Source organism: Pseudarthrobacter scleromae, assembly GCF_014644515.1.
Classification (GTDB): Bacteria; Actinomycetota; Actinomycetes; order Actinomycetales; family Micrococcaceae; genus Arthrobacter; species Arthrobacter scleromae.
Genome location: NZ_BMKV01000003.1, coordinates 598,504 through 620,541, shown reverse-complemented (window position 1 = coordinate 620,541; position 22,038 = coordinate 598,504). Strand labels below are relative to the sequence as shown.

At 68.1% G+C, this 22,038-nt stretch carries 20 protein-coding genes; 6 read left to right on the top strand and 14 right to left on the bottom strand.

The features are described from left to right. The first annotated feature begins 1 nt into the window (after position 1). Positions 2-1,027 carry a nucleoside hydrolase gene (locus tag IEX33_RS10980; RefSeq protein ID WP_188730051.1) on the top strand — a complete coding sequence of 342 codons (1,026 nt, stop codon included), beginning with the start codon at positions 2-4 and terminating at the stop codon, positions 1,025-1,027. A gap of 21 nt (positions 1,028-1,048) precedes the next feature. Here the strand turns inward: IEX33_RS10980 and IEX33_RS10975 are convergent, their stop codons facing one another. Then, positions 1,049-2,473: a mycothione reductase gene (locus IEX33_RS10975; protein WP_188730049.1), complete on the bottom strand. Its 1,425-nt coding sequence runs from the start codon at positions 2,471-2,473 to the stop codon at positions 1,049-1,051. A gap of 213 nt (positions 2,474-2,686) precedes the next feature. Between IEX33_RS10975 and IEX33_RS10970 the strand changes: the two genes are divergently transcribed. The 3 genes from IEX33_RS10970 to IEX33_RS10960 are packed head-to-tail and all read left to right on the top strand — an operon-like array spanning position 2,687 to position 5,841. Beyond that, a complete protein-coding gene (locus tag IEX33_RS10970) occupies positions 2,687-3,502 on the top strand; it encodes an ECF transporter S component (RefSeq protein ID WP_188730047.1) in 816 nt (271 codons plus the stop codon). Between the two features lie 11 nt (positions 3,503-3,513). Further along, positions 3,514-4,257, top strand: a complete 744-nt coding sequence (locus IEX33_RS10965) for an energy-coupling factor transporter transmembrane component T (RefSeq protein ID WP_188730045.1) — start codon at positions 3,514-3,516, stop codon at positions 4,255-4,257. A 3-nt stretch (positions 4,258-4,260) separates the two neighbouring features. Then, positions 4,261-5,841 carry an ABC transporter ATP-binding protein gene (locus IEX33_RS10960; protein WP_188730043.1) on the top strand — a complete coding sequence of 527 codons (1,581 nt, stop codon included), beginning with the start codon at positions 4,261-4,263 and terminating at the stop codon, positions 5,839-5,841. Here the strand turns inward: IEX33_RS10960 and IEX33_RS10955 are convergent, their stop codons facing one another. The 9 genes from IEX33_RS10955 to IEX33_RS10915 all read right to left on the bottom strand — a co-directional run bounded on the left by IEX33_RS10955 (position 5,842) and on the right by IEX33_RS10915 (position 16,153). Beyond that, complete coding sequence (locus tag IEX33_RS10955; protein WP_188730041.1) at positions 5,842-8,001, bottom strand: 3-hydroxyacyl-CoA dehydrogenase NAD-binding domain-containing protein; 2,160 nt, start codon at positions 7,999-8,001, stop codon at positions 5,842-5,844. Continuing rightward, positions 7,998-9,275 carry a thiolase family protein gene (locus IEX33_RS10950; RefSeq protein ID WP_229675329.1) on the bottom strand — a complete coding sequence of 426 codons (1,278 nt, stop codon included), beginning with the start codon at positions 9,273-9,275 and terminating at the stop codon, positions 7,998-8,000. Before IEX33_RS10950 ends, IEX33_RS10955 begins: the two co-directional genes overlap by 4 nt. Before the next feature lie 343 nt (positions 9,276-9,618). After that, positions 9,619-10,953, bottom strand: a complete 1,335-nt coding sequence (locus IEX33_RS10945; RefSeq protein ID WP_188730039.1) for an HRDC domain-containing protein — start codon at positions 10,951-10,953, stop codon at positions 9,619-9,621. Between the two features lie 114 nt (positions 10,954-11,067). Continuing rightward, the gene (locus IEX33_RS10940) at positions 11,068-11,718 is read right to left on the bottom strand and encodes a DUF3000 domain-containing protein (protein WP_188730037.1); all 651 of its coding nucleotides are present in this window, start codon (positions 11,716-11,718) and stop codon (positions 11,068-11,070) included. A gap of 75 nt (positions 11,719-11,793) precedes the next feature. Further along, positions 11,794-12,879, bottom strand: coding sequence for a threonine aldolase family protein (locus IEX33_RS10935; RefSeq protein WP_188730162.1), 1,086 nt, complete (start codon positions 12,877-12,879; stop codon positions 11,794-11,796). 30 nt (positions 12,880-12,909) lie between these two features. Then, complete coding sequence (locus IEX33_RS10930) at positions 12,910-13,629, bottom strand: SDR family oxidoreductase (protein ID WP_188730035.1); 720 nt, start codon at positions 13,627-13,629, stop codon at positions 12,910-12,912. Then, complete coding sequence (locus tag IEX33_RS10925) at positions 13,626-14,993, bottom strand: DUF6421 family protein (RefSeq protein WP_188730033.1); 1,368 nt, start codon at positions 14,991-14,993, stop codon at positions 13,626-13,628. The genes IEX33_RS10930 and IEX33_RS10925 overlap by 4 nt, the downstream gene beginning before the upstream one ends. A 144-nt stretch (positions 14,994-15,137) precedes the next feature. Further along, positions 15,138-15,647 carry a peptide-methionine (R)-S-oxide reductase MsrB gene (gene msrB / locus IEX33_RS10920; protein ID WP_188730031.1) on the bottom strand — a complete coding sequence of 170 codons (510 nt, stop codon included), beginning with the start codon at positions 15,645-15,647 and terminating at the stop codon, positions 15,138-15,140. Between the two features lie 14 nt (positions 15,648-15,661). Then, positions 15,662-16,153 (bottom strand): hypothetical protein, encoded by a 492-nt coding sequence (locus IEX33_RS10915; RefSeq protein ID WP_104187670.1) that lies wholly within the window; start codon positions 16,151-16,153, stop codon positions 15,662-15,664. Positions 16,154-16,278: 125 nt separating this feature from the next. On the opposite strand from IEX33_RS10915, the gene IEX33_RS10910 reads away from it, so the two are divergent. Continuing rightward, the gene (locus tag IEX33_RS10910; RefSeq protein WP_188730029.1) at positions 16,279-17,553 is read left to right on the top strand and encodes an alpha/beta hydrolase family protein; all 1,275 of its coding nucleotides are present in this window, start codon (positions 16,279-16,281) and stop codon (positions 17,551-17,553) included. 6 nt (positions 17,554-17,559) lie between these two features. Here the strand turns inward: IEX33_RS10910 and ybaK are convergent, their stop codons facing one another. From ybaK to IEX33_RS10895, 3 genes are read right to left on the bottom strand one after another with little or no spacing between them, the layout of a single operon-like run. Then, complete coding sequence (ybaK, locus tag IEX33_RS10905) at positions 17,560-18,057, bottom strand: Cys-tRNA(Pro) deacylase (RefSeq protein ID WP_188730027.1); 498 nt, start codon at positions 18,055-18,057, stop codon at positions 17,560-17,562. 20 nt (positions 18,058-18,077) lie between these two features. Next, entirely contained in the window at positions 18,078-18,536 is a 459-nt protein-coding gene (locus IEX33_RS10900; RefSeq protein ID WP_188730025.1) for a SufE family protein, read from the bottom strand. 38 nt (positions 18,537-18,574) lie between these two features. Next, positions 18,575-19,498 carry a sulfurtransferase gene (locus tag IEX33_RS10895; protein WP_188730023.1) on the bottom strand — a complete coding sequence of 308 codons (924 nt, stop codon included), beginning with the start codon at positions 19,496-19,498 and terminating at the stop codon, positions 18,575-18,577. A gap of 261 nt (positions 19,499-19,759) precedes the next feature. On the opposite strand from IEX33_RS10895, the gene zapE reads away from it, so the two are divergent. After that, positions 19,760-20,797, top strand: a complete 1,038-nt coding sequence (zapE, locus tag IEX33_RS10890; RefSeq protein WP_188730021.1) for a cell division protein ZapE — start codon at positions 19,760-19,762, stop codon at positions 20,795-20,797. Between the two features lie 16 nt (positions 20,798-20,813). Here zapE and IEX33_RS10885 read toward each other — a convergent pair whose 3' ends face one another. Then, positions 20,814-22,037 (bottom strand): benzoate/H(+) symporter BenE family transporter, encoded by a 1,224-nt coding sequence (locus IEX33_RS10885; RefSeq protein WP_188730019.1) that lies wholly within the window; start codon positions 22,035-22,037, stop codon positions 20,814-20,816. Position 22,038: the final 1 nt, after the last annotated feature.

Here is a 22,038-nt window from a genome sequence, read left to right as displayed (position 1 = left end):
GATGACCGCCTTCCTGCTGGACGTGGACACGGGCATCGACGACGCCCTGGCCCTGGCCTACCTTTCCGCCCTGCCCGATACGGAATTCGTTTCCGTCACCGCAACCCCTGGGAACGTGGATGCGGACCAGGTGGCGCGCAACACCCTGGCCTTGCTCGAACTGTGCGGCAGGCCCGGAGTGGAAGTGGCCATTGGCGCACGCGAACCGCTGGCCATACCGCTGCTCACCACTCCCGAGACCCACGGACCTCAGGGAATTGGCTACGCGGTCCTGCCCCGGCCGGCCGGGGCCGTATCGGAGCGGAACGCCGTCGACCTCTGGGTTGAACACGCCCGCAACCGGCCCGGGGAGCTCACCGCCCTCATCACCGCGCCGCTGACCAACTTTGCGTTGGCCCTGCGGCAGGAACCGGAACTTCCCGAACTGCTCGCCAGGGTGGTGATCATGGGCGGCAGCTTCTACCACCAGGGCAACACCACGCCCACCGCGGAGTGGAACACCCACGTGGACCCGCACGCCGCCAAGGAAGTGTACGCCGCTTTCCGGGGCCGGTCACCGGAGAAACTTCCCATTGTCTGTTCCCTGGACACCACCGAGCGGATGGAAATGCACCCCCACCACGTGCGCCGGCTGGCGGAAGCGGCCGGTGCCCGCATCCCGGAACTGGTGCTGCCCGGACAACCGGAGGGACGCCGCAGCACCTCGGACAACACCCTCATCCGGCACCTGTCCGACGCCCTGCGCTTCTACTTCGAGTTCCACCGGCACTACGACCAGGGATACCTGGCCCACGTCCACGACTTCTTCGCCGCCGGCGTCGCAGCGGGCACTCTGGAGTTTGAGGCCCGTCCAGCCACAGTGGACGTCGAGACCGGGTCGCCGCTCCTGGTGGGCACCACGGTGGCAGACTTCCGCGGTCTGTGGGGCGCACCGCCGAACGCCCGCGTGGTCTCCGCCAACTATCCCGCAGCGGCCTTCACCGAGCTGGTCTCAGCTGTCGGCGGCCTTGCCGCCCGGCTTGCCTAAGGACCGCTTTCGACGGCGGAACTACAGCGGGGCGTCCTCCGGCAGGTCGACGTCCAGTGCCAGGAGGGCATTTTCCACCACCTCGGTCAGCGCCGGGTGGATCCAGTACGGGCCACGGGCCAGCTCATGGACGGGCACCGACCCGGCCATGGCCTGGACCAGGGGCTGGAGGAGGATAGACGCTTCATGGCCCAGGATGTGGGCGCCCAGCAGCCTGCCCGAGGCCCGTTCGGCCACAAGCTTCACCACCCCTTCCCCGTCCTCCATGGCCCAGCCGAAGGCGGTGGTGCCGTAGTCCTGGACCGCCGTCACCACGTCGGTTCCCGGGGCTGCCTGTGAGCGGGCCCCTGCTTCGGTGAGGCCAACCGATGCCACCTGCGGGTTGGAGAAGACTGCGGAGGGCACTGCGGTGTAGTCGATGCGGCGCAACCGGTCCGGGTGCTCCAGGTTGTGGGCCACCACGCGGGCTTCCCGGTTGGCCACGTGCTTGAGCTGGTACGGGTTGGCGACGTCGCCCAGGGCGTACACGCCGTCCAGGGGCGTGCCGTCGGAGAGGATCCGCAGGTTGGCATCGTGGGCGAGGGTGCCGTCGTCGTCCACGTCGAACCCGGCGGCCTCCACGCCCAGCCGGTCCGTGTTGGGAACCCTGCCGGTGGCCAGGAGCACAACATCCGCAGGGACGCGCAGGGGCCGGCCGTCGACATCGGCGAAGTTCACCATAACGGTGCCGTTGCCGTTGTCCTGGATGGACTGGAGCGAGAAGCCCAGTTCCAGCCTCCAGCGGCTTGCTGCCGCCTCGGCAAACCGCTCGGAGATGTCGGCGTCGTGCCCGCGCAAGAGGCGGCTCGTCCTGTTGACCTGGGTCACGCTGGAACCGAAACCGTGGAAGATCCCCGCGAACTCAGCAGCGATGTATCCGCCGCCAACCACCACAACCCTTTCCGGCAGCCCGTCGATCCGCATCACAGTGTCCGAGGTGTGCACCTGCGGCAAGTCGATTCCCGGCACGTGGGGCAGGACGGCCCTGGACCCGGCGGCAACCACAACCTGCTCAGCCGTGATATCCACACCGGATTCGGTCCGCAGCGCCCGCGGGCCGGTGAAGCTCACATGGTCCTGATAGAGGTCAACGTGGTTCAGCTCCGTTGCCCGGTAGTCCCGCCCGGCCGAGGAGATGGAATCGATCCGGCCAAAAATCCGGTCCCGGATGTCGTTCCAGTGCACTTTGTCCAGGCTGAGGTCCACCCCGAGCCGGGCTGCCTCATGGTGCGCCGCGGCCAGGCCGGCCGGATACACGAACATCTTGGTGGGAATGCACCCCACATTAAGGCAGGTGCCGCCGAACACGCCGCCGTCGATGAGGGCCACCCGCTTGTTGTCCCAGTACGGCGTGATCAGCGAATTGCCGGAGCCGGATCCGATGATGGCAAGGTCATAGTGGGGCATGGCAGGTCTTTCCACGGGCAACGGCAGGCGGATTTTGCCTGTCCGGGCAGTCTAGGGCAGTCCGGGACTGGATGCCCCGGCAGCGGTGCGCCGCCAGTAGAATAATCGCGGACGGAACAGGCGCAGCAGCCTGCCGCCAGCTGCCGAGGTGACATACGCAGCGTTCCACCGGCCCGGACTCCCGGGCCCCCACGAGCACCCTGAAGGAACTCCATGTCGCCCTCCCTGACGCTGCCCGCCCCGGCACCGGCCGCCGCCCGTAAACGCCGCCTGCTGGAAATCCTTGGCGCAGCGGCCATCGCCGCCACCTACATCTACCTTGTACTCAACCAGCCGGCCGATATCACCGGCGGGCCCGGCAGCGCATCCGCCCTCATTGCCCTTTCCGGCTTCCTGGTGGGTGCCATCCTGCTGGTCGTGGCCGTCCTCCCGACATTGCCGGCCTCCACCGTGGTGCTGATCCCCGTGGCACTGGTGCTGAACATCGTCCTCGGTCAGTTCGTGGGCAGCACCCTGGTCCCGTTCTACCTCGACGCGATCGGCACGGTTCTTATCGCCGTGCTGGCAGGACCGGCCGCAGGTGCAGCAACCGGAGCGCTCAGCAGCATTGTCTGGTCCTTCTTCAACCCCACGGTGCTGCCCTTCGCAGCCGGCGCCGCACTGATCGGCTGCCTGGCGGGACTCGCCGCGCGCCACGGCATGTTCCGCCGCTTCTACCTCGCCCCCGTTGCCGGTTTCGTCACCGGGATCATCACCGGCGTGGTGTCCGCGCCGGTGGCGGCCTTCGTCTTCGGCGGCACGTCCGGCGTGGCCACCGGAGCCATCGTCAGCGCCTTCCGGTCCATGGGGGACACCCTGCTGGCTGCCATCACCAAGCAGGCGCTCATCTCCGATCCCATGGACAAGGCGATCGTCTTCACCGTGGTGGCCATCCTGGCCTACGCCCTTCCACGCCGCACGCGCCTGCAGTTCCCGTTTGTCCGCCGGCACCGCGTGCTGGCCGGAACGACACCCGAACAGGGCTCCTGACCATACTGCCCATGCGCCTCCACCCGCTGACCTCCCTGGCCGCCGCCGGCAGCACGGCTGTGATCACGACGGCGGCAGCCAGCCTGCCGCTGTCCCTCGCCGTCATGGGCGCGGCCGTGGTCCTCTCGGCCAGGGGCGGCACGGCACGGAGGCTGCTGCCCGCGGCAGCTGCAGTGCTGCTCCCGCTGGGCTTGTCGCTGCTGGTCATGCACGGGCTGTTCTTCCCCGAGGGGCGGACAGTCCTGGCCCAGTGGGGAGTGGCCCGCGTTACCGCGGAGGGGCTTGCCTTCGCCATGGAACGGGCAGCGCAGCTGGGGGCGGTGGTCCTTGCGCTCCTGGTGTTCTCCTTCAGCGTCAGCGTGCCGGACCTGGTGGCGGTGCTGTCCTCCCGCGGTGTCCACGGACGGTTCGCGTTCGTGCTGGCCTCCACCCTGACCCTGCTGCCGGCCATCACTTCCCGCGTGGAACGTATCCGGCAGGCGCAGGAATCCCGTGGACTGGTGGTCCGCCGCGGACTGCTGCACCGCGCGGCCGCGTTCCGGCTCCAGGCGGTGCCGCTGGTCCTGTCGCTGATCGAGGACGCCGGCACCCGGACGGCGGCCCTCGAAGCGCGGGGCTTCAGCAATCCCGGGCCCCGGACCAGCTACCGGGACGTTCCGGATCCGCGGGGCCAGCGCATGCTCCGGGCCGCCCTGCTGGCGGCCGCCGCAGCCGCTGTCGCGGCGCGGCTGTTGCTGACACAGGCAGGAAGCTGAGCTATGTCCGCCGCGCACCACTCAACAGAAACCAAGCCGATACTCTCAGCCGGCATCCGGAGCTTCACGTACCACGGGGATGGGGTTCCCGTCCTGGAAGGAATTGATCTCGACCTCGCTCCCGGAACCTTGACTGCCGTCCTCGGAGCCTCAGGAAGCGGCAAGTCCACCCTGGGCCGGCTGCTGTCCGGATGGCTTCCGCCCGGAACCGGAGGCACCCTCCGCGGCTTCCTTGAACTCGCGGGCACGCGCCTGGACTTCGACGCTGGCGACGACCCGCGGATCAACCCCGCGGAATGGGGCCGCCACGTGGGCTTCGTTCCCCAGGACCCCGCCGCCACCCTGTCCACGGTGCGGGCAACCGTGGCGGAAGAACTCGCGTTCGGGCTGGAAAACGCGGCCATGGGGCGGCAGGCCATGAAAGCCGCGGTGGAGCACACTGCAGCCCTCCTCGGGCTGACGGAGCTCCTGGAACAGAACCCGGGCTCGCTTTCGGGCGGCCAGCTGCGCCGCCTCGCCATCGGCTGCGCCATCATCGCCGGGCCGCGGGTGCTGATCATGGATGAGCCCTTCGCATCGCTGGACAGTGCCGGAACTGCCGGACTTGCACGCCTGCTGCAGGACATCGGGAAGCTCGGCACCGCCGTCGTGGTTCTCAGCCAGGTGGTCGACGTGCCGCTCCTGGACGCCGGAACCTGGATTGTCCTGGACAACGGCAGGGTCACGGGGAGCGGCACCCCGGCCGGGCTGCAGGCCGGAGCCGCACTGCTGCCGCCCGGAATCCGGGCCTCCGGCGGCGCGCTTGCGCCAGCCCGGGAGCATATCGGGGCGGTGCACGCGGACACAATGCTGCCGCGCGGCGGGGCCGGTGTTCCTGCGCTGGAACTCCGCGGGGTCTGCTTCGGCTACGTCGGTGGGGGCAGGGCAGCAGAAGGCAGGACAATGCGACGACGGGCCCGGGGTGGGGCAGCCGACGCCTCCGCGCGGGTACTCAAGGACATCAACCTGAGCATCCAGCCCGGGGAGGTCGTGGCAGTGACCGGTCCCAACGGGGCAGGAAAATCAACGCTGCTGCGCCATCTCAACGGGCTCCTGCGGCCAACCGCCGGCCGCGTCCTGGTCCACGGCAGGGACATTGCGGCGGAACCGCCAGGCGAGGCGGCACGCTCCGTGGGCCTGCTGTTCCAGCAGCCCCGGGACCAGCTGTTCGAGCGGACCGCCCTCCGCGAGGTGCGCTTCGGCCTGGACTGCCTGTTCCACCAGGGCGAGGCCGCCGTCCGTGCCCTGGAGGCGCTGTCCGCCGTCGGCCTTTCGGGTGCAGCCGGCGCGCACCCCGCCGAACTTCCCGCATCCGGCCAGCGCCTCCTCGCCCTGGCGACGGTCCTTGCCCGCAAACCGTCAGTCCTGGCCCTGGACGAACCCACCGTGGCGCTGGACGGCGGCGGCCTCGCCCTGCTGGACGCTGCGGTGCGTTCCGCGGCAGGGGAGGGCGCCGCCGTCGTGCTGGTCACGCATGACCTTGACTACGCCAGGGCAGCGGCGCACCGCGTGGTGATGCTCGACGGCGGCCGGCTCGACGGCTGATCAGGCTGGGCGCGATGCCACTCCCGGCGGCAGGAAACGCTGTCCGTTGACGCGCTCGGAGGCACCCACCCTGTCGAGGTAGGGCGTGATGCCGCCCAGGAACATGGGCCAGCCCGCGCCCAGGATCATGCAGAGGTCGATGTCCTCGGGAGCGGCAACCACGCCCTCGGCGAGCATGAGGCCGATTTCCTCCGCCAGGGCATCCTGTGTGCGCCGCAGCACCTGCTCTGACGTTGAAGGCGTGGTGCCGAAGGACATCTGCGCCAGCGTGGACTCCGGGATTTCCTGCGAACCGTCCGGTCCGGTTGCCCACAGGCTCTTCACGCCGTTGTCGATGAGCTTCTGCAGGTTGGCAGACACGGCGAAGCGTTCGCCGAAGGCCGCGTGCAGCGACTCCTGGACGTGCTGGGCCACGGGGAGCCCCACCATGGCGCCGAGGGTGAAAGGCGTCATGGGCAGGCCCATGGGCCGCAGGGCGTTGTCCGCCACCTCAGCGGGGGTGCCCTCGTCAAAGGCTGCCGTCACCTCTCCCATCAGCCGGAGCAGGATGCGGTTGACCACGAACGCGGCGGCGTCCTTGACCAGCACAGCCGTCTTTTTCAGTCCCTTGGCCAACTCGAAGGCGGTTGCGAGCACGGCGTCGTCAGTCTTTGGGGCCCGGACGATTTCCAGCAGCGGCATCACGGCCACCGGGTTGAAGAAATGGAAGCCCACAACGCGGCCGGGGTGCTGCAGGTCCTCCGCCATGGCAGTGACGGACAGTGAAGAGGTGTTCGTGGCAAGGATGCAGTCCGGTGTGACGATTGCCTCGAGTTCCGCAAAGACCTGCTTCTTGACGTTCAGCTCTTCGAAGACGGCTTCAATCACAAAGTCGGCGTCGGCGAAAACGTCCTTGGACACCGACCCGGTCACCAGCGCCTTGGTCCGGTTGGCGGCGTCCTGGCTGATGCGCTTCTTGCCCAGCAGCTTGTCCACCTCGGCATGGACATAGCCCACGCCCTTGTCCACCCGGGCCTGGTCGATGTCCGTCATCACTACGGGGACCTTGAGCTGGCGGGCAAAGAGGAGTGCCAGCTGGCTGGCCATCAGCCCTGCGCCAACAACGCCCACCTTCGTGACAGGACGGGCGAGCTTGCGGTCCGGGGCGCCGGCAGGGCGCTTGGAGCGCTTCTGGACGAGGTCCAGGAACGCGTAGACGGTGGCACGGAACTCGTCGGTTTGCATGAGGTCGGCGAGGGTTTCGCATTCCAGGGCAGCGGATTCCCCCTGGGTCATGGTGCGGTTTGCCTCGAGGATGTCCAGGACCTTCCCCGGTGCCGGCGCCGCATTGGACGTCTTCGCCTCCACGATGGCCCGGCCGGCCTTGACGGCGGCATCCCACCGTTTAGCGGTTGCGGCGTCGGCGGGATCGACGGCGTTGGCCCGTCCCGGAACCACGTCGCCGGAAATGACCCCGGCCGTCCACGCAAGGGACTGCTCCAGGAAATCCGCAGGCTCGAACAGGGCGTCCGCGATGCCGAGGCCGAACGCCTGGGCCCCGGTCAGGGTCCGGTTGTTGCTGAGCGGGTTTTCAATCATCACCTTCACGGCGTTTTCGGGGCCGATGAGACGCGGCAGGATATACACGCCGCCCCAGCCCGGGACCAGGCCCAGGGCGGCCTCCGGCAGCGCAAGTGCGCCCGCACCGGTGGAGACCGTGCGGTAGGTGGACTGGAGGGCAATCTCCAGCCCTCCACCCAGTGCCGCGCCGTTGATGAAGGCGAAGCTGGGGACGCCCAGGCCGGCCAGCGTGCTGTACACGTCGTGGCCCAGCTGCGCCATCCACAGCCCGTGCTCGCGCTTGTCCAGGTTCTTGACGGCGGAAAGGTCGGCGCCCGCCACAAGGTAGTAGGGCTTGCCGGTTACTCCGACGCCGACGATCTCACCCCGGTCAGCGCGTTCCCGCAGGCCCTCCAGGACCTTGCCGAGCTCCACCAGCGTGTTGGGCCCCAGTGTTGTGGGCTTGGAATGGTCCAGGCCGTTGTCGAGGGTGATCAGGGCGAACGTGCCCGGGCTTGGCTTCCCGGCCGGTGCGGGCAGTTCGATGTCCTGAACGTAGGAATGCGTCACTGTTTCGTTGGGGAACAGGTCGGCAAGTCGGGTGAAATCTTCGGCGCTCATGCGGCTCCTTCGGAAACGGTGTGGGTGGCGGAGTTTGCCGTCCGGGCTCCGCTGTAGTCGGCGTGGTGGGGATTTTCCCAGACCATCGTGGCGCCCATGCCAAGGCCAACACACATGGTGGTGATGCCGTACCGGACGGAAGGGTCCTCCTCGAACTGCCGGGCCAGCTGGGTCATCAGCCGCACGCCGGAGGAGGCCAACGGGTGGCCCACTGCGATGGCGCCACCGTAGCGGTTGACCCGGGGGTCGTCGTCGGCAATGCCAAAGTGCTCCAGGAAGCTCAGTACCTGGACGGCGAAGGCTTCGTTGATCTCAAAGAGGCCGATGTCCCCGATGGCCAGACCCGCGTTCTTCAGGGCCTTCTCGGTGGCCGGCACCGGGCCGATGCCCATGACTTCCGGTTCAACGCCCGCGTAGGCGTAGCTGACCAGGCGCATCCTGACCGGCAGTCCAAGCTCCGCTGCGGCGTCGGAGGATGCCAGGACGGCGGCGGTTGCGCCGTCGTTCAGGCCAGCGGCGTTACCCGCAGTGACCCGCCCGTGCGCCCGGAACGGAGTGCGGAGGCCGGCAAGGTCAGCCAGGGTGGTCCCGGGCCGCGGCGGCTCGTCCACGGTGTGCAGCGTCCAGCCTTGGCCGGGCTTCATGGCTGCCACCGGCACCAGGTCCGGCTGGATGCGGCCGCTGCGGCGGGCGGCCTCATATTTGTCCTGGGACGCTAAGGCATACGCGTCCGTGCGGTCCTTGGTGATCGACGGGAAGCGGTCGTGCAGGTTCTCTGCGGTGTTCCCCATGTTGAGGGCGGCGGGGTCCACCAGCCGTTCGGACATGAAGCGCGGATTCGGATCGGCGCCTGAACCCATGGGGTGGTTGCCCATATGCTCGACGCCCCCTGCCACCGCCACGTCATAGGCTCCGAAACTGATTCCGCCGGCCACAGCCGTCACCGCAGTCATGGCCCCTGCGCACATCCGGTCGATGGCGAAGCCGGGGACCGTCCTGGGCAGGCCGGCCAGCAGCGCGGCGGTCCGGCCCAGGGTAAGGCCCTGGTCTCCGGTCTGGGTGGTGGCAGCGATCGCCACCTCATCAATCCGTTCCGGCGGCAACGAGGGGTTGCGGCGCAGCAGTTCGCGGATGCATTTCACCATCAGGTCATCAGCCCGGGTGCCCGCGTAGATGCCCTTTTCCCCGGCCCTGCCGAACGGTGTGCGGAGGCCGTCCACAAAGACGACGTCCCGGACAGTGCGCATGGATGCGCCGCTTTCCTGGTGGCTCACGTATAACTCCTCATCGAGACGTAGGCGCCGGTTGCATGCCGGGATGCGGCAGCCAGCCTGGCGGCAATACCTTCGATGTTACTCGTGAGTAACTTAGCCCGCAAGGCCCCCCGAATTGATGGGACGCTCTCTCACTTAATGAGCACTATTGACAAACGCTCTCTCACTTTGAACTTCAACTAAAGCGAGAGAGCGCCGCCAAAAGTCGCATGGAGTGAGAGAGCGTTGGGGTTGGACCGACATCGAGTGAGAGAGCGATTGGGTTGGGCCGGCATCGAGTGAGAGAGCGATTGGGTTGGGCCGACATCGAGTGAGAGAGCGTTGGGGGAGTTGTTGGCTGCGGCTAATGGCCGGCCGGGGCTGCGTCCGCTTTGGGTTCCTTGGCGGGCAGCGGCTGGGGGTGCAGGAACGCGTCGGAGATAAGGGGGGCCGCCAGTTCCACCTGCCAGTCCCGTGCACCCAGCGAGCGCAGTTCTGCGGCAATCGCGTCCTCGCTGACATCCGCCGGTGGCCGCCAGGCCACCCGCCGCAGGTAGTCGGGAGTCAGCAGGTTCTCCAGTGGCAGGTTCAACTCCTCGGCCCGTGCCTGCAGCAGCGGCCGGGCGGTGGAGAGCCGGGCAGCCGCTGCCGGATCGCGGTCGGCCCACACGCGCGGCGGGGGTGGTGCGTTGGTAGGCAGGTGCAGCGGCGGGAGCTCATTCAGGTCCCGGGCTGCCGCGATGCACCGCAGCCAGCGGGGAGCCTCCCGCTGGGCAGCCCGGCCGTGGAAGCCCTTGGTCCCCAGCAGCTGGGGCACCGTGGACGGCATCGCCTTGGCCGCTGCCACTAGGGCAGAGTCCGGGATTAGCCTGCCGGGCGCAACGTCCCGCTTTTGCGCCAGGGAGTCCCGTTCCAGCCACAGCTCCCGCACGGCAGCAAGCTGCCGGCGGTCCCGGATCTGGTGGAGCCCTGAGGTCTTCCGCCATGGATCGACGCGGGCCGGCGGCAGTCCTGCGGCCAGGATCGCCGCGAACTCCTGCTCGGCGTACTCCAGCTTGCCGTCGGCCTCCAGGAGTTCGATCAGCTCCTCCCGCAGTTCCGTCAGGACCTCAACGTCCAGTGCGGCGTACCGCAGCCAGGGTTCGGGCAGGGGACGGGTGGACCAGTCGGCGGCGGAATGCTCCTTGGCGAGCCCGAAGCCCAGAAGTTGTTCGATGACGGCGGCGAGTCCCACGCGGGGGAGCCCGGCGAGCCGTGCCGCGAGTTCGGTATCAAAGAGCTTGTCCGGCCACATGCCCAGTTCGGAGAGGCAGGGCAGGTCCTGGCTGGCGGCGTGCAGGATCCACTCGACGCCGCGCAGGGCGTCATTGATGATGTCCAGATTCCCGAAGGGTTCGGGGTCGATCAACCAGGTCCCGGCGCCTTCACGCCGGATCTGGACCAGGAAAGCGCGCTGCCCGTACCGGAAGCCGGAAGCACGCTCAGCGTCAACCCCAGCCGGCCCCGTTCCTGCCGCTATGGCCGCAGCGCAGCGCTCCAGGCCGGACTGCGTTTCGATCACCAGGGGAACGCCGTCCCGCGGTGCTGCAAGTTCGACGATTTCGGGGACGGGGCTGTCAAAGCCTTCCACCGTGATGTGGGGTGCGGTATCAGCAGCCGGGACGCCGGCCGTGGTGTTATCCGGAATGTTTGGGGTCATGATGCCTTCAGTTTACCGGCCGGCCGGTCCGCGCCTGCGTGCGGGCCATCGTGCGGGCCTGCGAAGTGCTGCTTTCCGTCCCGGCCGCCGTCTGTGCGCCACCGGCAAGGGACCTCAGTTCCGCCGCCGGTGCGTCAGCGGCGTGACGCCGTCGGGCAGGGGCGGGAGGCCGGCGAACGTGCAGACCATGTCTGACCACGCCTCGAGGTGGGCCCTGACATCGGATGTGGCAGGGGTCCAGGAGGCACGGAGTTCAATATCAATGGAGCCAGGACGCTCCGAGAGGGTGCCGAAGCTTTCGGAGAGGACGCGCGTGGCGGTACCGCCCGCTGCCCGGTACGGTGCCTTGTGGTTCTCCAGTGCCTCCACGAGCCAGGTCCAGGCGACTGTTCCGAGCATCTCATCGTTGCCCATCTCGGGCTCCAGTTCCGCGCGGATATAGGTGACGATGCGGAACTCCCCGCCCCAGACCTCCGACCCGTCCGGGTCATGCAGGAGGATGAAGCGGCCCGTTGCCAGTTCCGTGCCGCCGTCGTCTTCCGTTCCCGACGCGGCGGCCAGTGCCATGGCAGCCGGGCCGTGGAGCGGCGTTCCGGCCGTGCTGGCGCCGGGAGCATAAACCTCGGCACCGAGGGCCACGGCAAATGGCGCCAGGCGGGCAGGCGCCGGAATCTCCGCCAGGCGGAGCTCCCGGCGGCACTGGGCTTTCCTGAGGGTTCCCAAGGCGTGGAGAAACTCCGGGGGAACCTGGTCAAGTGCGTTCACCTTCGCAGGTTACGCAACGGGGCGGGGCAGGGCGGGTAGGCTCGCCGCCCGCCCCCTGCCCTGCTGCGGGAAGCGTCAGCCCTTACGCTGCTGGAGTTCCCGGCGGATGGCGGCGGCAAAGGTATCGACGTCCTCCTCGGTGGTGTCAAAGGAACACATCCAGCGGACCTCCCTGGCGGCCTCATTCCAGTCGTAAAAGCGGAAGGACGTGCGCAGCCTGTCAGCCACGCCTTCGGGGAGGATGGCGAACACACCGTTGGACTCGGTCTTCTGGGTGGGCTGGACGCCGTCGATGGTGTCGACGGCGGCGCGGAGCCGGGCGGCCATGGCGTTGGCGTGGGAGGCGGAGCGCAGCCACAGGTCGCCCTCCAGAAGTGCGATGAACTGCGCGGACATGAAGCGCATCTTGGACGCCAGCTGCATGTTCATCTTCCGCAGGTACACGAGCCCGTGCGCGGCTTCCGGGTTCAGCGCCACCACCACTTCGCCGAAGAGCAGGCCGTTCTTGGTTCCGCCGAAGGACAGGATGTCCACGCCGGCGTCGCGGGTGAAGGCACGCAATGGAACCTGGAGATGGGCTGCGGCGTTGGCCAGCCTGGCACCGTCCATGTGGAGCTTCATGCCCCTGGCGTGGACGTGGTCGGCGATGGCGCGGACTTCCTCCGGCGTGTAGCAGGTGCCAAGTTCGGTTGTCTGGGTGATGGAGACGGCGAGCGGCTGGGCACGGTGTTCGTCGCCCCAGCCCCAGGCCTCCCGGTCAATGAGTTCGGGCGTGAGCTTGCCGTCGGGCGTCGGAACGTGCAGCAGCTTGATGCCGCCGACGCGCTCGGGGGCGCCGTTTTCGTCCATGTTGATGTGGGCCGTGGAGGCACAGACCACCGCCCCCCAGCGGGGGAGCAGCGACTGCAGCGAGAGGACGTTCGCGCCGGTGCCATTGAAGACCGGAAAGCACTCAATCCCGGGCCCGAAGTGCTCCTCCATCAGTTCCTGCAGCCTGGCTGTGTAGTCGTCCTCGCCGTAGGAGACCTGGTGGCCGTCGTTCGCGGCAGCCAGCGCCGCGAGGACTTCCGGGTGGACCCCGGAATAGTTGTCCGAGGCGAAGCCCCGCACGTTCGGATCGTGGAGGCGGATCCCGGCGGCGGTTTCAGCAGTTGTTGTCATGGGTTTGCTCACGCTTTCAGTCTAGGTAGGTCAGGGCGCCAGCAGCATCCGGCTGCCGTTCAGTTCGGCGGCGGGGGCGTGGAAGAGGCCGACGACGGCGGGCGCCAGGTCCCCGACGTCCGTCGCCCCCGGGAATGAACGCTCCGGGTGGCTGCGGCGCAGCCCCTCATCCACCAGGGACTTGACCACCAGGACGACGGCGGCTGCCGCGGCGCCGTCGACCTTCCCGGAGTCCCGGCGGAAACCGTCCGCCACGGCCATGGTCCATGCCTCCGCGGCTGCCTTCGCTGCGGCATAGCTGGCCGCCGCCGCCGAGGGCTTGGCGACGGCGGTGGAGGACACCATGGCGAAGCGGCCGTCGGGGGAGGCGGCGACGTCGTCGTAAAAAACCCGCGAGACGTTGCGGAGCGTCGTGATGGCTCCCCGCTCCAGGAAGTCCCAGTCCTCGTCCGTCTGGTCCGTGATGCCGCGCGCGCCCCGCCAGCCGCCCACCAGGTGGATCACCGCATCCATCGGCCCGGCAGCAGCGGAGACCTCGGCCCGCAGCTGGCGCACCTCCTCCATCCGTGCGAGGTCGCACACGAAGGGGGCAACGCCGTCGCCCGCCTGTTCGGCCGCGGCACTGATCCTGGCCTGGTCCGACCCCACGGTGAAGACGCGGTGGCCCGCTTCCCGGAGGGCGCGGGCCACCGCAATGCCGGACGCTCCGCTGCCGCCGGTGACCAGTACGTTCAGCCGCCGTTGTGTCACAGGGCAGAGGCTCCGGTGATGCCGGCCGTGGACTCGATGACGGGGCGCATCTTCTTCTCCAGCGCTTCGTAGAACATGGACAGCGGGAATTCGTCGTCCAGCACCTGGTCGGTGAGGCCGCGGGGCGGGCCGGCCAGCGGCAGGGCCTCCGGGCCCTTCGCCCAGACGGACGCCGGGTGGGGCGTGACGGTCGCGGATATCAGCTGGTACGCGGCCAGCCAGTGGGCAGTCTTGGGCCGGTCGATGGAGCGCCAGTACAGCTCGTCGATGCTCGCGCCGAGGGCGATGACGGCGTTGGCCACTTCGTCCCAGTCGATGGTGAGCCGTGTGTCCGTCCAGTGCAGGACCCGCTGCTGGTGCAGCCAGGCGAACAGGAGCTGGCCGCCCAGGCCGTCGTAGTTCCGGACCCGGCTGCCGGTGATCGCGAACCGGAAGATGCGGTCAAAGAGGATGGCGTACTGCACCAGCTTGGCGTGGCGCCGGGCCTCGGGATCGGCGTCCTCGTCTTTTTCTATCCGTACGGATTCGCGGAACGCCGTCAGGTCGCAGCGCAGTTCTTCGAGTGAGTACAGGAAGAAGGGCATCCGCTGCTTGATCATGAACGGATCGAACGGCAGGTCCCCACGCATGTGCGTCCGGTCGTGGATCAGGTCCCACATGACGAAGGTGGCCTCGGTCAGGTCCTGGTCGGCGAGCATCTCCGTTGCGCCTTCGGGCAGTTCAAGGCAGGTGGTCTCGGCTGCGGCTTTGAGCACGCGGCGGAACCTGGCCGCTTCCCGGTCCGCGAAGATGGCCCCCCAGGTGAAGGTGGGGGTCTTGCTGACCGCAACGGTTTCCGGGAACAGCACAGCGGAATTGGTGTCATAGCCGGCGGTGAAGTCCACGAAGCGGATGGGAACGAACAGCTTGTTCGAGTAGTCTCCCGCCTCGAGGCCGGCAATGAACTCCGGCCAGATCACCTCGACCAGGACTGCCTCCACCAGGCGGCTGCTGCTGCCGTTCTGCGTGTACATGGGGAAGACGACCAGGTGCTGGAGGCCGTTCCGGCGCTGCTCCTGCGGCTGGAAGGCAAGGAGGGAGGACAGGAAGTCCGGTGTGGCAAACCCACTGCCGGCCCAGCCGGAGAAATCCGCGCACACAGCGTCCAGGTAGGCGGCGTCGTGCGGGAAGGCGGGAGCCAGGGCGCGGACGGCGCTGACGATGTCCTCCACCCGGGAGGCGGCGTCGGAGTGGTGCGCGGCGTCCGGGATGGAGCCGTCCTGGACCTGGAGGGCCTGCAGGGCAGTGGCGGCGGCCTTGAGCCGCTTCCAGTCCTGGTTCTCTGCGGAAATCCCGGTGACGGCGGTGGTCAGGGTTTCGGTCATCGTCGGCTGCCTTTCTGGTTGCTTGCTACCTGATGCCGAGCGTAGCAAGCAACCAGCAGGGCTAATGCCGAATGGGCTTGAGCCTAAGAAAGCGTTGGGCTTAGATGCCCAATCTGCCACGGGAGGAGGCCAGCAGCTGAGGGATCAGTTCTCCGGCTCCGTTCCGTTGACCTGCGCATCTTCCTGCGGGACCAGCCGGATGGAGATGGAGTTGATGCAGTAGCGCTGGTCCGTAGGGGTTCCGAAACCCTCGCCTTCGAACACATGGCCCAAATGGGAATCACACGATGCGCAGCGGACCTCCACCCGCTCCATCCCCAGGGTGCGGTCGTGGATGTAGCGGACGTTCCCCTCAGCAAGCGGGGCCCAGAAGGACGGCCAGCCGCAGTGGGAATCGAACTTTTCCTTGCTGGTGAAAAGCTCTGTTCCGCACGCGCGGCACTGGTAGACGCCGGCTGTGTGGGTGTCCCAGTATTCACCGGTGTACGGACGCTCGGTCCCCGCCTGGCGGAGCACATGGTATTCCTCCGGCGTGAGTTCCTCACGCCATTGGGCATCGGTCTTTTCAACGCCCTTGCCGCCCACGGCGGATGCCGCTCCCGGAGCTGTGTCTGGGGCCTTGTGTCCGAAGATGCTGTTTCCGAAGATGCTCATAGCCTTGTCAACGCTCACGAGTCGCCAATAAATCCCGAGCCCGCGTACAGATGGAGCACGGGAAGCCCCAGCTGGTCCTGTGCCTTATTGGCCCAGTCCGTGTGGAACGTGTCCGCCACGGCATGCGGCCGCGTAATCACCACTGCCTGCGCAGCGCCGGTCTCCCGTACCTTGGTGACCAGTCCACTGACGGCCCCGCCGTCCACGACTTCCCCCGTGACGCCTGAGCCCAGTCCTTCCAGGGCAGCCAGGGACACGGACAGGGTCTCCGCCGCCTGGGCTCGTTCCTGGGAGGGATCCGGTGCGTGGGAGGTCAGCTCCCGGAAGGCCTTGGCGATGTCCAGCAGCGAAAGGTTTTCGAGGAAGTCCACCAGCAGGTGCCGCTCGGTGTTTGCCGGCACCAGGACAACCAGGCGGGTATCCGCGCCGGCCACGAGGCGTTCGATGTTCAGGCGGTCGTCCGCCCCCAGGGGTTCTTCGGTCAGGATGACGATGGGTTCACTCATGGCCCTAGCCTAGCCCTGCAGCGCTGCCCTGCGCAGGGGCAGCCGCGCCGTCTGTTGGTGCCGGAAGGCGATGACCGCACGCGGCGGAATGCGGGCATCGGTCCCGGGCCGGTAAGAATAGTTTCATGGCATCTTTCCAGCGAACCCGCCCCGCCCCCGTCCAGAGCAGCCCCGATTCCGGGGGGATGTCGCTGCGGGCCAAATGGGCAATCGGCGGAGCGATCGGCGGAGGCGGCCTGGCAGGACTCCTGGCCACAGGGTCATCGGCCCTCGCCGTGTACTTCGCGCGGCGGGTCATCACACCGGCACGGCAGCGCGCAGCAGACCAGGAAATGCTCGCGCTCATCAGGGACGGCCAGCGGCAGCAGGCGATCTTCGCCGCCACGGACGACACCACGGTGGACGGTGTCTACGGATTCTTCTTCGACGGCGGCAAAGGGCACGCGCGGATCGGCCGCATCGTCTCCTATTCGCCCGCCGAGCGGACCGTCCTGCGGGACGTTGAAGCGGTGTACGCCGGGGACCTCTCCACGGCCCGCCGCGGCTGGTGGAGCGGGGCTGTCCATCCGGACCCCGCCGCCGTCGGACTTCCGTATGAGGAGGTCATGATCGACGTCGACCGGGGGCAGGCCCCGGCGTGGCTTGTCCGCGCCGGCGGTACGGCCCGGACCTGGGCGGTCATGGTGCACGGACGCGGAGCCACACGCCAGGAGGCGCTGCGCGCCGTAGGCCCCGCTTTGGAGCTGGGGCTGACCAGCCTCCTGGTGTCCTACCGCAACGACGGCCTTGCCCCCTCCGCAGACGACGGCCGGTACGGCCTGGGTTCCACGGAATGGCGCGACGTCGAGGCGGCGATCGAGTACGCGCTGGCCAACGGCGCAGAAGAAATAGTGCTGTTCGGGTGGTCGATGGGCGGCGCCATCTGCCTGCAGGCGGCCGACCTGTCCCGCTGCCGGCACCTGATCCGGGCGATGGTGCTTGATGCGCCCGTCACTGACTGGGTGAACGTCCTGGCCCACCATGCACAGCTGAACAGGATTCCCTCCCTGGTGGGCCGGTATGGCCAACTCATGCTGGGGCATCCCCTGGGGAGGCGCCTCACGGGATTGTCCGCCCCGGTGGACCTGAAGGCGATGGACTGGGTGTCGCGTGCAGTCGAACTCCGCACGCCCACGCTGGTGCTGCACAGCGTCGACGACGAATACGTGCCGTACGGGCCCTCGGCCCTGCTGGCCGAGCGAAACCCGGAGATGGTGACCTTCGAGCCCTTCCACCAGGCACGGCACACCAAGGAATGGAACGTCGATCCGGAGCGGTGGGAAAGCCTGGTCAAGGCGTGGCTGCGGCAGCAGCTGGCGCCCAGGCTGAATCCGGGCGCGCTGGCCCCGGCCAGTTCCTGAGCCGGGTCAGGCGGCCGGCGTACCGATCGGCGCCGTGACTGCCTGGGTGAGGCGGACCAGGTCAGCCGGTGCCAGTTCGATGTCCAGGCCGCGCTTTCCGCCGGAGACCAGCAGGGTCTCCAGGGCCAGGGCACTTGAGTCCAGGACGGTGGGGGAGGGCTGCCGCTGGCCGAGCGGGGAGATGCCTCCCAGTACGTAGCCCGTGCGCCGCTGGGCTGCCGCCGGATCTGCCATCGCCGCTTTCTTGGCTCCGAGGGCGGTGGCCAGCGCCTTGAGGTCCAGGGTTCCGCTGACGGGGACGATGCCTACCGCCAGCCGGCCCTCCACCTCAACCATCAGTGTCTTGAAAACCCGTGAGGGATCAATGCCGAGGGCCTCGGAAGCCTCCGCCCCATAGCTGGCGGCTGAGGGATCATGCGTGTAGGGGTGCAGCACGAAGGGAACCCCGGCCGCGGTCAGTGCCGCTGTTGCCGGGGTCCCCTGTGATGCGTTCCTGCGGGCCATGATGCTGGTCCGGGCTGCGGCTAGGAGCGAACGCCGGACGCAGCAGCGACCTTGCGCTTGATCCTTCCCAGCATGGCGGTCATGCCGCGCATGCGGAGCGGCGTGATGGCCCGGGTGAGTCCGAGAAGTTCCGGCATGTCGTCCGGGACCGAGAGGATCTCTTCAGCGGACAACCCGTCCAGCCCCTCGTGCAGCACACCGGCAAACCCCCGGGTTGTGGGGGCCTCTGCCGGAGCCTTGAAGAACAACCGCACGGCGCCGGCCGGGCCGCCGTCGTTCTCCGTCTCAATGGTGAGGAAGAGCGGCGACTGGCACTCCACCACCTGCTCCAGCAGCTCAGGGTGGTCCCTGAGCCGGTCCGGAAGTTCCGGCAGGCCCTCCGAGAATTCCAGCAGCAGCTGCAGCCGCTCGGGTTCGGACATGGCCTGGAAATCGTCCACGATGGCCGCGAGGGCGGAAGGCAGGGCTTGAGTAGTCATCGGTTCAAGTCTACGCAATTGCTGCGGCACAGGCTGCGTCAGGATCCTACTGCAACAGGAACAGAACCGCGTTCTGCACCCTTGGCGATCGGCACCCGCACGGCGTTGCCCCATTCGGTCCAGGAACCGTCGTAGTTGCGGACGGAATCGAAGCCCAGGAGGTACTTGAGGGCGAACCAGGTGTGGCTGGAACGCTCGCCGATGCGGCAGTACGCCACAACGTCGTCGCCTTCGGCCAGCCCGGCTTCGCCGAGGTAGAGGGCCTCAAGTTCCGCACGGCTGCGGTAGGTGCCGTCCTCTGCTGCGGCGCGGGCCCAGGGGATGGAGGCAGCCGTGGGAATGTGGCCGCCGCGGAGGGCGCCCTCCTCCGGGTACGCCGGCATGTGCGTGCGCTGGCCCGTGTATTCCTCGGGGGAGCGGACGTCGATGAGCGGCTTGCCAAGGTGGGCAAGGACGTCTTCCTTGAAGGCGCGGATGGGGGCGTCGTTGCGCTCGACGACCGGGTAATCACCCCTGGCCGGGGCCGGCTTCTCCCTGGTGACTTCCCGTCCTTCGGCAATCCACTTGTCCCGGCCGCCGTCCAGCAGGCGCACGTCCTGGTGGCCAAAAAGCGTGAAAACCCAGAGGGCGTAGGCAGCCCACCAGTTGGACTTGTCCCCGTAGATGACCACGGTGCTGTCACGGGAGATGCCCTTCGACGCCGCCAGCTCGGCGAACGCGGCTCCGTCCACGTAGTCGCGGGTGACGTCGTCATTCAGGTCGGTGTGCCAGTCGATCTTCACGGCGCCGGGGATGTGTCCGGTTTCGTAGAGCAACACGTCCTCATCGGATTCCACCACCACCAGCTCGCCGTTGGCGACGGCGCCGCGTTCGATGGCGGCAGCGAGCCACCCTGTGGAGACCAGCCGCTCCGGGTGGGCGTAGGCTGCGAACTTCTCGTTCTGTTCAACGGGGTAGGGCATGATCTTGGCCTTTCATTGAGGACACGGGGAGCCTGCTGGACCTGGCGGCGCCGGCATTGGGACCTGCTTCCACACTAGCCAGCACCCCGGCCGGTGTCCGTATTCCGTTAACAGGACGCAATGTTGCCTTCATCACGCTGCGCGGGCCGGAACCTGTGACGCAGTATGCGGGAGCAATGCGTGGCGCATCATGGGACGGAAACGCGGTGCCGCATTGCCGGTATTCTTTCTGGGGACCAACCACCAGCAGAACGGACCCCCTTGGTACAGATCGAACAGCTTGCCGCCCGCACTCCGGCAGTTTCGGTGGATGAGCTCCTCAAAGGTTTCTATCCATCGCCGCGGTTCGGCCAGGTTTCCTTTTCCAGCTACCGCCCCGACCCCAAGCAGCCCAGCCAGTCTGCGGCCGTCAGGGCACTGGAGGGCTTTGCCGACGGCGTGGGCTCCGCGGGCGGGGGAGGACTGTTCAAGAAGTTCTTCGCCAAGAAGGACGAAACCCGCGCCGGCATCTACCTCGACGGCGGGTTCGGCGTCGGCAAGACCCACCTGCTCGCCTCGCTGTGGCACGCCTCGCCCGGCCCCAAAGCCTTCGGGACCTTCGTGGAGTACACCAACCTGGTGGGTGCGCTGTCCTTCCGCAAGACGGTGGACGCGCTCAGCAGCTACAAGCTTGTGTGCATCGATGAGTTCGAGCTCGACGATCCGGGCGACACCGTCCTCATGTCCCGCCTCATGCGTGAACTCGCCGACGCAGGAGTGAAACTCGCAGCCACCTCCAACACCCTGCCCGGATCGCTGGGCGACGGCAGGTTCGCAGCCGTCGACTTCCAGCGTGAAATCCAGGTCCTCGCGGACCAGTTCGACGTCCTCCGGATCGACGGCGAAGACTTCCGGCACCGCGGACTGCCCGCAGCGCCGGCGCCCCTGAAGAACAGCGAACTGTCCTCGCACATGAAGGCGGAGTTCGACGGGAAGACGGTGGCCCAGGACGAGTTCAGCACGCTGATCCACCACCTGGCAGGCGTGCACCCCAGCCGCTACCGCCAGCTGATTGACGGCATTGACGGCGTGGTGTGGCGCAACGTCCACACCATCACCGAACAGGCCGTGGCGCTGAGGTTCGTGGTGCTTGCTGACCGGCTTTATGACAAGGATGTCCCCATCCTCGCCAGCGGTGTTCCGTTCGACCAGCTGTTCACGGAGGAAATGATGACGGGCGGCTACATGAAGAAGTACTTCCGCGCCGTTTCCAGGCTTACCGCACTGGCCCGCGAAGGCCAGAACCACGAGCCGTCCTAGCGGCGGTCCGGCCCGGTCAGCCTGCTGCTCCGGGACTGCGCGGCCTTAGCACCAGGCGGACCGCCAGCCCGGCAGCGAGTGCCCAAAACGCCGACCCGATACCGGCGAAGGCAAGGCCCGAGGCCGCCATGAGGAAGGTCACGGCCGGGGCTATCCTGTCCTCCGCATCGGCCAGCGCGGCTGACACGGCACCGGCCAGGGTCCCCAGGAGTGCGAGGCCGGCCACTGCTTCGAGCATGCCGGCCGGCGCGGCCGTCACCAGGGTCACCAGCGCAGCGGAGAACGCAGCCAGCACAAGATAGGCAAGCCCGGACGTGAAGCCGGCCACCCACCGCCGGCTCCGGTCCGGCCCCGCCTCCTCACCGGCTGCCAGGGCGGCGCTGAGCGCGGCGAGATTTACGGCGTGGGCGCCGAACGGCGCTGCTGCCGCTGTCCCTGCACCGGTCACCAGCATGGCGGGACGCCACGGGGTGTCGTAGCCGAAAGACCGGAGCACTGCCACGCCCGGGACGTTCTGGGACGCCATCGTCACCACAAACAGCGGAAGCGCAATACCCGCCATGGCCTGCAGGCTGAAGGCTGGCGTGGTCCAGGCAGGGACTGGAAGAATTTCGCCATCCCCCAGGGAGGTGCCCCCTGAGGCCAGGGAAATCCCGATCACGGCCAGGGCCACCAGCAGGGCTGCCGGGACGGACCAGCGGGGCGCCAGCCTCATCATCAGAAGCCAGCACAGGATGACCGGCGCAATGAACAGCGGTACTGTCCCTAACGCCTTGAACGGTGCCAGGCAAAGCTGCAGCAGGACGCCGGCGAGCATTGCCTGCGCAAGGGTTGCCGGGATCCTTGCCATCAGCCGCCCCAGGGCAGGGACCAGGCCGGTCATGGCAATCAGTACCCCGGTGGCAAGGAAGGCCCCGACGGCGGCCGGCCACCCGCCGTCGACCGTTCCGGACGTTGCCAGCAGGGCAGCGCCGGGCGTGGACCACGCGAGCGTCACCGGCACTTTGGAACGCCAGGAGAGCCAGAGCACCCCCAGGCCCACGGCCACGGTCAGTGCCAGCAGTCCGGACGCCGCCTGCGCGGGGCTGGCGCCAACCGCCCTGAGCCCGGCCAGGACCACGGCGAAGGAGGACGTAAATCCCACCAGCGCGGTGACGATACCTGCCACAACGGGCCGGGAATCGAGCTTGTGCCGCCCGGGTGACTGCTGTGCCGTGGGATATGCGGGGGACTTCGCCATA